This is a genomic window from Bradyrhizobium sp. Ken51 (assembly GCF_055807435.1).
On the sequence record NZ_JBVVPB010000064.1, the window covers coordinates 1 to 14,240 of the forward strand.

10 protein-coding genes are annotated in these 14,240 nt (G+C 58.8%); 2 read left to right on the forward strand and 8 right to left on the reverse strand.

Going from position 1 to position 14,240, the window contains the following annotated elements; translation table 11 throughout:
• The coding region (locus tag AC0L27_RS39840; protein WP_473323457.1) for a mannose-1-phosphate guanylyltransferase/mannose-6-phosphate isomerase at positions 1 to 1,289 on the reverse strand (1,289 nt) is incomplete at its 3' end.
• 24 nt (positions 1,290 to 1,313) lie between these two features.
• The gene (locus tag AC0L27_RS39845; protein ID WP_473323459.1) at positions 1,314 to 2,330 is read right to left on the reverse strand and encodes an NAD-dependent epimerase/dehydratase family protein; all 1,017 of its coding nucleotides are present in this window, start codon (positions 2,328 to 2,330) and stop codon (positions 1,314 to 1,316) included.
• A gap of 970 nt (positions 2,331 to 3,300) precedes the next feature.
• Here AC0L27_RS39845 and AC0L27_RS39850 point away from each other — a divergent pair.
• A complete protein-coding gene (locus tag AC0L27_RS39850) occupies positions 3,301 to 3,459 on the forward strand; it encodes a hypothetical protein (protein WP_473323461.1) in 159 nt (52 codons plus the stop codon).
• A gap of 956 nt (positions 3,460 to 4,415) precedes the next feature.
• Here the strand turns inward: AC0L27_RS39850 and fcl are convergent.
• The 4 genes from fcl to AC0L27_RS39870 form a co-directional block, all read right to left on the reverse strand.
• On the reverse strand, positions 4,416 to 5,357 hold the full coding sequence (fcl, locus tag AC0L27_RS39855; protein ID WP_473323463.1) for a GDP-L-fucose synthase: 942 nt from the start codon (positions 5,355 to 5,357) through the stop codon (positions 4,416 to 4,418).
• Complete coding sequence (gmd, locus tag AC0L27_RS39860) at positions 5,338 to 6,408, reverse strand: GDP-mannose 4,6-dehydratase (protein WP_354100909.1); 1,071 nt, start codon at positions 6,406 to 6,408, stop codon at positions 5,338 to 5,340. The genes fcl and gmd overlap by 20 nt, the downstream gene beginning before the upstream one ends.
• A gap of 460 nt (positions 6,409 to 6,868) precedes the next feature.
• Positions 6,869 to 7,078, reverse strand: coding sequence for a hypothetical protein (locus AC0L27_RS39865; RefSeq protein ID WP_354057436.1), 210 nt, complete (start codon positions 7,076 to 7,078; stop codon positions 6,869 to 6,871).
• Between the two features lie 17 nt (positions 7,079 to 7,095).
• Positions 7,096 to 7,257, reverse strand: a complete 162-nt coding sequence (locus AC0L27_RS39870) for a hypothetical protein (protein WP_354057438.1) — start codon at positions 7,255 to 7,257, stop codon at positions 7,096 to 7,098.
• Positions 7,258 to 8,091: 834 nt separating this feature from the next.
• Between AC0L27_RS39870 and AC0L27_RS39875 the strand changes: the two genes are divergently transcribed.
• Entirely contained in the window at positions 8,092 to 8,292 is a 201-nt protein-coding gene (locus AC0L27_RS39875; protein ID WP_473323466.1) for a hypothetical protein, read from the forward strand.
• Positions 8,293 to 10,148: 1,856 nt separating this feature from the next.
• On the opposite strand, the gene AC0L27_RS39880 is transcribed toward AC0L27_RS39875, so the two are convergent.
• Both AC0L27_RS39880 and AC0L27_RS39885 read right to left on the reverse strand, forming a co-directional pair.
• Entirely contained in the window at positions 10,149 to 10,559 is a 411-nt protein-coding gene (locus tag AC0L27_RS39880; RefSeq protein ID WP_354100911.1) for a hypothetical protein, read from the reverse strand.
• Positions 10,560 to 11,211: 652 nt separating this feature from the next.
• A partial coding sequence (locus AC0L27_RS39885; RefSeq protein ID WP_473323468.1) for a family 16 glycosylhydrolase occupies positions 11,212 to 14,240 on the reverse strand: 3,029 nt, incomplete at its 5' end.

Genomic DNA, 14,240 nt, shown 5'->3' on the forward strand with positions numbered 1-14,240 from the left:
ATCGGGATGTAGATCGACTCGTTCTCGTGCACGCTTTTGACGGTCTCGTTGACGGTGACGCGGGCCGTGCCGCGGACGACGATCCAGTGCTCGGCGCGATGATGGTGCTTCTGCAGCGACAGCCGCCCGCCCGGCTTCACCACGATGCGCTTGACCTGGTGACGCTCGCCATCGTCGACCGACTGGTAGCTGCCCCAGGGCCGATGCACTTTGAGGTGCTCCTCGGTGACTTTCGGCGCGACCGCCTTGAGTTTTGTGACCAGCCGCTTCAGCCCGTTGGCATCCTTCTGGCGCGAGACCAGAACCGCATCCGCGGTCGCCACCACGATGAGATCGTCGACGCCTTCGAGCGCGACCAGCGCGGCATCGGTGGTGACGTTGCAGTTGCGGCTGTCCTCAAACACCGCGGCGCCATGCGAAGCATTGCCTTGCGCGTCCTTGTCCGACAATTCCCACACCGCGTGCCAGGAGCCGACGTCGGACCAGCCGCACGACACCGGCACGACCGCTGCGCGCGCGGTCTTCTCCATCACCGCATAGTCGATTGAGATCGCCCTGGCCGCGCCGAACGCCTCAGGCTCCAGCGTCACGAAGCCGAGATCGCGGCCGACATTGGTCACAGCACTGGAAATCGCCTCCACGCTCGCCGCATCGACCTTGCGGTATTCGTCGAGCAAGACGGCGGCCGGGAACATGAAGTTGCCGCTATTCCAGAGATAGCCGGAATTGACGTAGTCGGCCGCCTTCACGGCATCCGGCTTCTCGACGAAGCGCGCGACCGCGTGCACCTCGCCGGAGATGAGCTCGCCCGGGCTGATATAGCCGTATTCGGTCGCCGGCCGCTCCGGTTTGACGCCGAACGTGACGATGCGCCCGGCGCTCGCGGCGGTGAGGCCTTGGCGGCACGCCGCGACGAACGCGGCATTGTCCTGCACCACGTGGTCGGCGGCGAGCGCGAGCACGATCGCCTCACTCGCGCGGTTCTGCGCGAACACCGCGCCGGCCGCGATCGCGGGGCCGGAATCGCGCCGCATCGGCTCGAGGATCACGTCGGCCTCGATGCCGATCTCGGCGAGTTGCTCCAGCACCATGAAACGATAGGACGCATTGGTGATGACGATCGGGCGATCGAACAGCGAGGCCTCCGAGACGCGCAACAGCGTGTCCTGGAACGTCGAGCGCGTGCCGAACAGCGGCAGGAACTGCTTGGGGCGCACCTCGCGCGAAGCCGGCCACAGCCGCGTTCCGGCACCGCCGCACATGATCAGGGGGATAATTTTTTGGGACACGTGTGAGCTACTCAAGAGAGGGGTTTATATGCGGTGATAATTTCGATACCAGTCGACAAAGCGGCCCAAGCCATCCGCCAGTGGCGTCGAGGGCGTGAAGCCGACGTCGCGTTGCAGGGCCGAAATGTCGGCACGCGTCTCGAGGACGTCGCCGGCCTGCATCGGCAGAAGCGTGCGGATCGCGGGCTTGCCGATGATCTTCTCCAGTGTCTCGACGAACTCGATCAAATTGACCGAGCGGTTGTTGCCGATGTTGTAGACGCGATACGGCGCATAGCTCGACGAGTTTTCCGGCTGCTCGGCGTTCCACGCGGGATTGGGCGTCGCGGGCCGATCGAGGGTGCGGAGCACGCCCTCGACGATGTCGTCGACGTAGGTGAAATCGCGCCCCATATTTCCATTGTTGAAAAGCTTGATCGGCTCACCGGCAAAGATCGCGTGCGTGAAGAGCCAGGCGGCCATGTCGGGCCGACCCCATGGACCATAGACAGTGAAGAAGCGAAGACCGGTCACCGGCAGCTTGTGAACATGTGCGAACGTGTGCGCCATCAGCTCATTGGCCTTCTTGCTCGCGGCATAGAGGCTGACCGGATGATTGACTGAATGCTCGGTCGAATACGGCAAGGTGCGATTGGCGCCATACACGGAGCTCGACGAGGCATAGACGAGATGCGCCAGGCCGTGGCGCCGGCCGGCTTCGAGCACGGTGACGAAGCCATCACAATTGGCGCGGATGCTGGTGACGGGATCGTCGATCGAGGCGCGCACGCCGGGCTGCGCCGCAAGGTGCACCACGCGGTCGGGCGAGACCTCGTCGAACACACGCATCACCGCAGCGAAGTCTGCAAGGTCGATCTCGTGGAATGTGAAGGCATCATGCTTGAGCGTCTCGAGGCGAGCGCGTTTGAGCGCAGGATCATAGTAAGAAGTTACTGCGTCGATGCCGACAACTCGTTCGCCGCGCGCAAGCAAGCGCTCACAGACATGCTTGCCGATGAAGCCGGCAGCGCCGGTAACCACCACGGGCGGTGAAGTTGTCATTTTGTTCATTCCGCGAAGCCATGCCAGAGCAGGACATGAGAGACAGAACACCCACTTGAGCGGCCAATTGAAGGCGGAATGGCCGCCAACGAATTGGGAATGCCGCTTTGCCCGTGTTGGCTATCGTGAGCGCCAGATCGAGACCGGCAAGACCGAGTACACCGCTTGCCCTAGACTGAAGGCGGACAGATGGCCGCCATTGCGTAAGCAGTGAAGATCTTACCCATCCATAGCCTCCGATCATGCTCCTACCTCGGTCCGATCAAGCTCAACATTTCACCCGATGTTGCATCGGGGCGGTGCCCTTAAAACGGGGAAATAAACAGTGAAAGCATGGCACACAGTTGGGGGCGTCTCCAAGTCGAAAGACCTGAAAAGCTCCGCAAAACCGGGAGTGACGTCGCTGGCGCACGGAACATACCAGAAACTTCAAGATAGCTCACAGGTAAAAAGAACCGAGGCAATGAACACGCCTGATAGGGGATATCAAGCAGCAGGCACCAACCTCGATGGGGGTGCCGGGAGCTTTGAAAATCGATAAACCTGCGGGAGGCAGCTCGACCTAGGGAAGCCGGCATCGAGTCATTCACCGCTTAGGCTGAAGCTGCTGTTGCAATAGTTGCTCGCGATCTTGGATCGCCGGGCGTCAGCGCGTGCTGAGGAGACGTGCAACTTTGTCGGTCGGAGCGCCACGACCGCTCAGGGTAGTCCACTTGAATGCGTCCTCGGGGTGCCCGATGGAGCTATCTTCGTGTGAAGTACATCAAGCATCGCATAGGGTCCGACGACATCCTTGGCATCGTCGTTCGCTTGGAATGCAGATTGGATCGCAACCGGGCATCCGACATCAAGCCCGCTCAATTTTGAGTCCGCCATCCTGCGAGGTGGCCCGCCGTCTCTTGAAGAAAGTAGCTGTCTGGGAACTAGTATCGCTCCTAGCAATTTGATAGAGAACAGCAGGAAGCTCGGGATGAGCAATGACCGCTATCCGATCATAAAGCTTTGGACCCCTGAAGACGAGCGGCAGTTGCGCGAAATGATCGGTCGCGGCTACCGAGCCAACGAAGTCGCGGCAGCCCTGGATCGACACAGAAGGCAATTCGCAATCGCGCCAACCTGCTGGGGCTGATGTTCGGTCGCGCCAGAAACGCCCCTGCACAAAACACGCCCTAAAAGCTGAGCGACTGATGACTAGTAAGGTGAATTCGGCCGGCAGTTGTCGCAGCTATCCGATGGACGATCTGGAAGTGAGATGCCAACGTTCGCCTCGCCTTCGGCAAAACGTTACACCATCAGCGCAACCAACTTTACCGCCGCGCAGACGGTCATGCCCCACAATGCCAAGCTGATCAGCAGCGCATCGCCCATGCTGCATCCGTGCGTTAGTCACGTGCCAAATTGGTGATGATTCGCCGAACTTGCCAGAGAATCTTGTTGTGCACCGCCAAATCCCTTGAGAAGGGGCGTGGCTGTTAAGGTTTACTGGTCAGGTTAACCTCAGCAAAGCTTCGTTAAACAGGGAAATTCGGTATGACCTCGACCAGAGGAAATCCGAATGTCAGATAGAACCGCGGATCAAACCGCAGATACCCACGAGCCGCGCAGGCTGTTCGATCTGGTCTTTCCCCTCGCCTTCGGTGCTGTAGCCGCCCTGGCTACGATTGTTTGGTTGGGGGCGATCGGGGTGGATTGCTTGGCACCCAGTTCGCTTCCTGGTTGCCTGCATTCTTGATTAGCATGGTGGATAGCATCTGCGAATCGCAGGTTCATCCGATCACGTTGTTTTGGGGGTATACACGGTCATTCTCCGTGGGGTTAGCTGATGCACTGACACGCACATGCCTTGTGGGCTTGCAGAAGTGGCGCGCGGAGGCACGGACAAGTCCCCCGACCGTTGGTCCCCGCAAGACGATCTAAAGATTATCATGCTCACGGCGCGAGGTGTTCTCACCGACGGATCGCCGTCGCTCGCTGGAACTGTCCGAGCGCATTGACGCCAAATCGCATAGCCGCATCACTGATGCCGCAGAGAAGACCGCGGGCGGCACGAGCCGGGACGAATAGGCCTTGGCCGCTCCCTGGAGCCTACAAATTCGACAGGTAAGCGGCATATGCGCGCTTCAAGCCATCATCAAGTGAGGTCGTCGCGCGCCAGCCGAGCCCTTCGAGCCGGCTGACGTCAAGCAGCTTGCGCGGCGTGCCGTCGGGCCGCGAGCTGTCGAAACTGATCTCGCCGCCGTAACCGACGGTTTCGGCGACGACCCGCGCGAAGTCGGCGATGGTAATGTCCTCGCCCGTGCCGATATTGACCAGCTCGGCACTCGAATAGGTCTTCATCAGATGCACGCAGGCATCGGCCATGTCGTCGACATAAAGGAACTCGCGCCGCGGCGTGCCGGTGCCCCACACAATGACACTCTTCGCGCCCGACATCTTGGCCTCGTGGAAGCGGCGGATCAGCGCCGCGACCACGTGGCTCATTTCGGGGTGATAATTGTCGCCGGGGCCGTAGAGATTGGTCGGCATTACGCTGATGAAGTCGCTGCCATACTGGCTGCGATAGGCCTCCACCATCTTAATGCCGGCGATTTTTGCAATTGCATAGGGCTCGTTGGTCGGCTCGAGCGGGCCAGTCAGCACGGAATCTTCGCGCAACGGCTGCGCCGCCAGCTTCGGATAGATGCAGGACGAACCCAAGAACATCAGCTTCTCGGCGCTGTTCCGATGCGCGGCCTGGATCACGTTCGCCGCGATCGCGATGTTGTCGTAGATGAACTCGGCGCGCAGCGTGTTGTTGGCGACGATGCCGCCGACCTTTGCCGCGGCGAGGAAGATCACCTGCGGCCGCGTCCTCGCGAACCAGTCGAACACCGCGGCCTGGTTGCACAGATCAACCTCGTCCCGGTCCACGGTGACGAGCTTGACGTCCTCCCGCGCCAGCCGGCGCGCAAGCGCGCTGCCGACCATGCCGCGATGGCCGGCTACGTAGACACTCTTGCCTGTCAGCTCAAACGCAGCGCTTGCCACTCGTCGCGTCCCGTTTTGCTACCGCCAGATCGCTCGCCATCATTTCCGCGACGAGCTCTGCAAAGCTCCGCTTCGGCGTCCAGCCGAGCACCTTGCGCGCCTTGCTGGCGTCGCCGACGAGGAGATCGACCTCGGTGGGGCGGAAATAGGTCGGATCGATCTTCACCACCGTCTTGCCGCTCGTCTCGTCCACGCCGGTCTCCTCGACGCCTGCCCCGCGCCATGCGATGCGGCGGCCAACTTGCGCGAACGACAGCTCGACCATCTCGCGCACCGAGTGCATCTCGCCGGTGGCGAGCACGAAATCGTCGGGCTTGTCGGCTTGCAGGATCTTGTGCATGCCCTCCACGTAGTCGCGCGCATGGCCCCAGTCGCGCTTGGCTTCGAGATTGCCGAGATAGAGTGTCTCCTCCAGCCCGACCTCGATACGGGCGACAGCGCGCGTGATCTTGCGGGTCACAAACGTCTCGCCGCGGATCGGGCTCTCGTGATTGAACAGGATGCCGTTGCTCGCGAACATGCCATAGGCTTCGCGGTAGTTCACCGTGATCCAGTAGCCGTAGAGTTTTGCCACGCCGTAGGGCGAGCGCGGATAGAACGGCGTGGTCTCCTTCTGCGGGATCTCCTGGACGAGGCCGTAGAGCTCCGAAGTCGACGCCTGGTAGAACCGCGTCTCCTTCTCCATGCCGAGGATGCGGATCGCTTCCAGCAGGCGGAGTACGCCGATGCCGTCGGCATTGGCCGTGTATTCCGGGCTCTCGAAGCTGACGGCGACGTGGCTCTGGGCGGCGAGATTGTAGATCTCGGTCGGCCGGATCTGCTGCACCAGGCGGATCAGATTGCTCGAGTCCGTCATGTCGCCGTAGTGCATCAGGAACGGCACGTTACCGACATGAGGGTCCTGGTAGAGATGATCGACCCGCGCGGTGTTGAACGAGGACGACCGCCGCTTGATGCCGTGCACGACGTAGCCGAGCGACAGCAGGTATTCAGCGAGATAGGCGCCATCCTGCCCGGTCACGCCGGTGATGAGAGCGATCCGCTCACTCATGTCGAAATGCCCTGTTCCTATTCCAAGTTCCTGGCGGCAGTTAGACCCTGCGATCGCCCTCTCTAAAAAACCCCGATCAAGTTAATCCCGGGGGGACCACCCTTCTCTGGACATATCGGGCAGCCCGGTCAACCAAAACATGGCCTGGCGCGGCGAAACGGGGGGCAGTCTCTCCCACGTTGAGTCAGACATCGGACCACGAAGGCAGATTGGGGGTTGCAACGCAAAGCGCCGCCGGGCATTCGCGCGATCAAAAACAACCGGCTGATTTGATGGCAGGAAGCTAGTCTGCGGACCGCATTTTATCCGCTCCAAACATGGAAAGGGCGGTTGGCCACGTCGCTTACCCTGTGCGCCCGCTCAAACAATGACGGCTCCAGACGGACCGTCGCGCCCAGCTAGGCCTAGAGTCCCGCTCTAGCGGTCCCAGCCGTTTGATATGGTCAGGTGCAGTTCACTTTCAGCAGGTCAAGCCATCTTTCAGGACTGGCCACACGATCGGCTTGCAGAAAAGACCCCGTCGGTCGATCTCCCGACGAAGCTGATCAGCGCGTTGGTCGGCATCGCCAACCAGGCGCGTACCGCGCGATAGATCGACGTGTAGTTCGCGCAGAATGTTTTCATACATTTGGATGAGGAAGTAGTCCGACAGGCTGCGGAAATAGTCCATGTGCAATCAAGTCGTTTTCAAAAAAGCAGCCAGAGGGTGAAGTACCAGCTCATCCATCCGATTGCAGAGATCCACGCGATCATCGCCAAGCCGGCGAGGCCGAAGAAGAGTATCGGAACTAAGTAATCGCTGGCCTGGCGCCGGTCAGTTCGCGCGATGGCCTCGGTCCTATCAAGCATTTGTCCCTGCCTTGGAGAGAAGGACATATCGTTCTCTGCACAGAGGGACAAATACTCGTTGCAATTAACCTCACTGATCAACCTTAAAGGAATGCGCCTGCTCTCCGCGGGAGCTGAAGCCCCGTGTGCAAGAGCAAGCCAGAGGGCCTTTATGGGGTATCGGCCTTGCAGCACAGCCGACCAGCAAGGCAACGGCGAACAATCGAGCGCCCGACGGATGGCGTGCGACGGGAATGTGATGACGCCATTGAGGCCGAAAACGATCGCAGACTAACTGCAAAGCTGATCATCTGCCATAGCTGCGTGACGAACAACCTTCAGCGCGACGCAACTGGATCAGTCCCTTGAAGAGAGCGATGCTTACTTATTCCAGCGCCAATAACCCGCTCACCGGAGCGGCAGCTTCCCTGAGGGAAGCTTGCAGCCCGGTTTTGACCATGGCTCTATGTGATGATTAGCAGCCGCTAATAAGAATCATCTTAGGTGGGGCACGCCTGGGTATGGACGCACATGGGCTTTAAAGCACGACCAGGCGATTGGACTCACGAGGAGGTGGCTTTGCTCTTTAGTTTGGCCAAGGAACAAGTGAGCGCCCTACGCGCGGCACGGATCTTAGGCCGACGGGTTAGCGCTGTTCGCCGCCGAGCGCGGCAGATGCGAATCGTCCTCTACAAAAATGAGAGCTCATCGCGTTCCTGCCGCAAGCGGCTTCGTCGACTGAGCGGAGAGCACTCCCGAGCGAGTAAACCAGACCGATAAAGTTCGATGGAAGTTTTTGAACCACCTTTCAGCTGTCTCCGGTATGTTGATTGAGCGTTCACCCGTGAGGCACTCATGAGATATCTACCGGACCATGGCTTGCCCCTTTTTCAGCTGAAAGAGCGGCGCCGTGAGATGGTGGTGGCGCTTCAGAGTCGCATCGGCCCGATCGGCGACGATGAGCTTCAGAAGATCGCTGCCATCCAGCAGACAATCTCTGCTTTCGAGGATGTCATCGCAGATCTCGACGCTGAGTGTCTTGATAGGGCAGCTTGATCGAAGCCGATCGGCTTAGGCCCGGATCTCGACCAAGATCATGCGCCACCGGGGCGACGTATGGCCTGACCGCCCCAGCTTTATGACGATCCTTTCGCTAAAGCCGCTGTCATGACACGGGATGATGGCGGTTCGGTTTGACGTAGCCTTAAGCGCCCAAACATCACCTCTTCGGCGAAGCCCTATTTCCCCAGGTGCAACGGCAATGGAAACCGAATCACCGCTAATCCTTCCCGACACTGAGACAAGTAGGCGACATTTCCTTTAGACCTGATCTCTATGCTTGGCCCGCGAAACAGGTAAGGAGGGCCGGGTTTGGCCTGACGCATCTTGGACGCCTGATATTTGGGCGCTCACAAGATGGCTCTTTGAACATCCCACGTCGCTCCTGAACTGGAACGAACTAAATCGGACGGCCAGGACGGAAAATGCTAACGTGAGTGATGAAAATCCTTCTTATCGTTGCATTACTCGCCATCTCATCATCCGCCGCAGCTCAGATACCAGCGCCCGAGACTTCGCCGGCCGACACATCGATCCGAGACCAGATTAAGGCCGCGCGCGCAAAGGATAAAATCGATGAGGCCGCTGGTTCGAAAGAGCGGTGGTGGAATCGTGATGCTAATGGCAAAAGGCCCTGGAATATCCCGGTCAAGCCGACGGACTCTCCCCTTTAAAACTCTGAGCGCATCGGAGATTAGCCCAGAGAGCGGAAACTGACCTCAGGAACTATCACCTTCAGAAGCGGGTTGTCCTCGAAACCCAGGAGACACGCCATGAAGCGATCATTTGTCGTCGCGCTTACTTGCCTTGCCCTTAGTTCGACCGCCCTCGCCCAAGGGGGCGGCGGAGGTGGAGCCGGTGGTGGCGGCGCCGGTGGTGCAAGCGGCGCTGCAAGCGCGGGATCAAGCGGCGGAGGTTCCACCGCTACGACCGGAACTTCGCCCGCCGGCAATACTAACTCAGCCGTTTCGAACCCCAGCGCAACCCAGGCGACGCCGAACAAGAGCACCAATTACTTCAACGCTGGTGCGCCAGCCGCGAACTCGGCCACCCAAGGCGGCATCGCGCCCCCCCATAATAATGGGCAGCGCACAGCCCCGACCACTCCGAATAATACATCGGCTCCCGCGGCCAATTCTCAAAATCCGGCCCAGGCAACCGTCGCATCTGAGCAAAACAATGCTCTTTCAGGAAACAAGACTGCCGCTCCCGCGGCCGGTGCCGTCAGCGCACCTGGCGTCGGCGTCGGCCACTCCGCAAACGGCCAGCCGATCGGCAGTTCGGGTTCCGGGCTTGGGTCGCCTGAACAACCGATCGGCGGAAAATAGATCGGATCTTCTATTGTTGTAAATCGCGAACGCTCGCCAACTCGGCGGGCGTTTTTTGCCACGCTGAAGATAGCGAACCGACAGCCCGGGAGGGCGTGGATAATCAGGGCTTCGATGAGAGGGACTTCTGCTAATGGCTATGGGGCAGATATGACGCGCGGTCTCGTTTACATCGCCATTTTTGGTGCGCTGATTGCCAGCTGCATTGTTCTAGGTTGGTATGGCCGGCTACTGTGGCTGATGGTCAGCCCCGATTGACGCGCGAAACGGAGCGGCTCGCTTGGCGAACGCCGTCGGACCGCGTCTTCAAGAAGGCCTTACATCGGTGTGGCCAAACACGCGAGCTAAACCGCTCGCTTTCTCGTGGCCAGAAAGAGCCAATCGATGGGACTGGAGAGAACAACGCCACACGTCCAACGCCTGCAGATGAACTTGCCGAGAGTGCGATCGTCCGCACCCAAGCTGGACAGTAAAATCCAGATTCCGCCTAACCATTCTGCAGCGTGTCTGTATTAGATGCCGCGCTCACTGGGAGTCAGCGGCTGCGCTAACAACAATGGGTGAGCCTGGTCTCGACACTGTGATCTCAACCGTCGATTTACCCTCGTCGTGACGGTTCTTACCCACCACGACAAGGGAAAATCTATCCGTGCCAGCGAAGTCGGGCTTAGCATGATAGCGAAAGCCGGGTCCCACCAGAACCAGCTCGCCGCTCTTCGGCTCTTCTGCCACCTCGACCTTGTAGATCTGCATTGTTGACCAGCGTAGGCCTTGGATGCAGTCGGCGCCTGGCGCGATCTTCATCGTCCACTCGATCCTATCACCGGCAAGTTTGTACGGCTTGTTGTCGCGGAGGCAGTTGGGGGTGGCGCTGGCTGGACCTGCTACAACTGCAACAAGCAACCCCGCCCTCAATACGCTGATCAAACTTCGCATAATTGTTCGTCCTCTGACACGTGCGTGTCAGCATGCAGGTTGAGATTGAACGTTTGGTAAGGGAGCACTAACAAGGCGATAAGTTGGTGAACGCATAGCTAACACCGGCAGTCGCCCAACAAATGCGCAACTCACTCCGAGGTCGCCGTCCCTGAAAGCAATCAGACCAAGGCGCGGGTCTCATGCGAATTGAACAGGCTCCCGCACTGTTTCAAGGCGCCGATTTTGACACTCTCGTTGCCATCAGCGCGCGGCGGTTCAAGGGCAGTGGGAGTTGGGGCGCGACCAGAACCTCCGGCGCCGCGTCCGCTGCAGGAACAACAGACCATGCCGCTGCGACATACCCTCGAGCGCCCTTTTCAAAACCCCTGACAAGGCACCGCACCGGCCGCTTCACGGCACCAAGGCTCAACCGAGCCCTGATTTCCCAGCACGTCTGATCAGTGTGATCGGAGCAATCGTAACGTGCAGGCGCGACCCGAGGCACCAAACAGGTCTCCCCCTACAGCGTCTCAGGCGCAGTGAATGCTTCCGGAGTAGGCGTTGCCCACGCGGCGAACGGACCCTTCATCGGTTCGCCTGGTTCGGGACCAGGCTCACCAGACAGCTCATCGGCTCCGGACCTCAATAGCTAAGCACGCGAGGGGCGTTCTTAGGACACAAACAAGTAGTCAGACGATGTAAGCTGGTTTACGCCGACAATATGGAAGGTGTCGATTCCACCGGCATAGTGGACACTCCATTCGTCACCTGTATTGGAAAGATAGGCGCTGGTGTCATACCCTTTCAAAACCAGTTTGTCTTGTTCTGTGGTCGTGCTGGTAAACACGTGGAAGTCGGCGATGGTATCGTGACCACTTCCTTTCGCGATGACAAATGTGTCATTGCCGGCACCGCCGAAGAGCCAATCGTCGCCAGCCGCTCCGTTGAGAACGTCGCCCCCACTTGAACCCACCATCCGGTTGGCCAACGCGTTGCCGACGCCGGTGAGCCCACCCTTCATCAACGTTAGGTTTTCCACGTTAGTCGGCAATGTGTAAGACGACCAGGCTTCGACACTATCAATTCCGCCGCCAGCCTCTTCTGCGATCCTTTGGTTCGGGTTGCCGATTACGTATGTATCGTCTCCGGTCCACCCAACAAGCGTGTCGTCGGAGTTCACTGCAGCGATCTTGTCGTTGGCAGCCGTGCCATAAACGGTATGGCTGCTGGTCGACCCGTTGACCCACGATGTAATGGCCCCTCCCACCGGCAAAGTCGCTGGCAGCTGGAAGTTATCGCCAGTGAAATCCGACAGCAGAGTATGGCGGAAGACCAGAGTGTCATGGCTAGTTAAAGCGAAATATACATCTTCGCCGACCTGCGTCATTGCCGCTGAGATGTCGCCGAACGCGGTAAACGCAAACCCGTTGAGTTGGACGACATCATGCCCCGCCGATGAGCCTGCTGCAAAGTCGGTGATGATGTCGGATCCGTCACCCGAGTTCATGGCGAACGTGTCGCGCCCGCCTCCGCCTGTCAGTATGTCGTTACCAAGAGCTCCCGTGATAAGATTGTCGGCATCGTTTCCTACAATGATATTCGACTGAGAGTTTCCGGTTCCGCTGATCGCCGCTGAGCCCATTAGAGTTAGGTTCTCAACATAGTCGGCCAATTTATGACTCACGGAAGACATTACCGTATCAACACCCCCACCGTAGCTCTCGACGACCTTCGCATTGGTGTCCGTAACGAGGTATGTGTCGTCACCTGCACCGCCAGTCATGGTATCGGCTCCGCCCGATCCGCCGAGCAGGTCGCTGCCTGACGTTCCGGTCAAGATATCTGCGCCCGCGATTCCAGCGATGACTGATGTTGGAGCTTCGCTGGTTTTCAGCGCGTACTTTACCAGCGTATACTCATCGAGTTGGTAAGCTTTGATGTAATCGATGCTCATCTGTGCCGTGGCTGAAGCATCCGCATTGCCGGCCCAACTTCCGCCCATTGCCAAATTGGCGATCATGTACATCGCTGTGTTCATATCTGATGGGGTTGCGACTTGCCCAACCTCTACGCCATCGACAAAGTAGGTGAGCGTGTACGGCGTCCATTCAACACCGAAAGTGTGGTCGCCCGCCGTTAGGTCGGCGGTATTGGCCCAATAGCCCTGGTTGGAAGTCGTAGCAGACACGAAGCCCCAATGAGCCTGGTCGGGATCCCGGCCGAGCGCTTCGAGGACGTCCAACTCCGTGCCGAGCCCGTGCGTGTTAAGCGGCAACATCCAGAAAGCCGGCCATGCCCCTTTGGTGCCAGGCAACGAAGCCTTCATCTCGAAGTAACCATAGGTCTGCACGAAGCTGTTTTCGGTCGTAATCACACCTGAATAGAACTGATGATTAGCGACATAAGCCGCGTCGGTCGACGGGACCGGCGCTGCGGTAATAACAAGATGGCCGTCCTGGAGCGAAAACGGGTTTAGGCCAAGGGGACCGGGTGCCTGCGTCCCCGGGAGACCTGTGAAACTTGGATCAACATAGACCTCCTGTTCGCCAGAAAGCGTGTAGCTTCCGACACCGCTCCAGGCATAACTCGTTTTCCAGGTAAGATGAGGATCCTGTCCGGCGGACAGCGAGTTGAAACTGTCGCCAAACGTCTGGACCAAGCCGGTCGGAAGGTTCACCAAGTGAATATTCGACGTAGTAACGTTCTCTAGCTTGGTATTCTCAAGCGTTACTTTCTCGCCATTCCCCAACGTCAGAACCACGTCCGTTCCGACCTGCTGCATGGCCAACTTGACATCTGAGAAAGCTTTGAAGCTTGTACCATTAATCTGCAGAACGTCTCCGCCAGCCCCAGCTTGGAAATCAGTGATAACATCGTTGCCATTACCCGCTCGGATCACGAATGTATCGATGCCAGCGCCGCCGGTCAGAACATCGTTACCCTTCCCGCCATCGATCAAATTTTTTCCGGCGTTACCGACAATGATATTGTTCAAATCATTGCCCGTGGCAGGTGAATCAAACTTATCGCCGAGCCTCAGGTTTTCGACATTTGGGGCGTTGATGAGACTATAGCCGTCGATCATGCCGGTGATAATTGTATCGATTCCTTGGCCGGCGAGCTCAACCACCTGAGTACCATGATTGTACATGAAGTAGGTGTCATCGCCTGCGCCACCGATCAACGTTACGCCGTCGCCCATTGCCTGCAGCGAATCATTGTTCGTACCGCCTAGGAGTGTTCCGCCGGCTCCAATTGTGGTCCACGCGGTATTTGGCGCAGCACTGGCCACAAGTGGATTATCGAGCAGCACGTTTGCCGCCGTGAGAGAAGAAAGGGCTATGCTCTGGAAGGTGAGCGTCTCGCTTGCGGACAGTGCAACAACCACATCCGCCCCGACCTGCTTTGCGCCAGCTATGAAGCTCTCGAAGGTCGCAAAACCATAGTTCTGGACTCGCACGAGGTCAGTGCGAGCGTCGAAGTCGCTGATCGTATCGGATCCATACCCTTTCGATACAACAAACATGTCGCTACCATCGCTACCGGTGAGTACATCATTCCCGATGGTGCCGAAGAGGATTCCGCCCGGCGCAGGTTGAGATACTTGTGACGCACTAAGCGTCAGGTTGGCCGTCGAGCTCGCGGTGAGCGCGCCGTCAGAGGCGGTGTAGTTGAAGCTGACCGGTCCGCTGTAGTTCG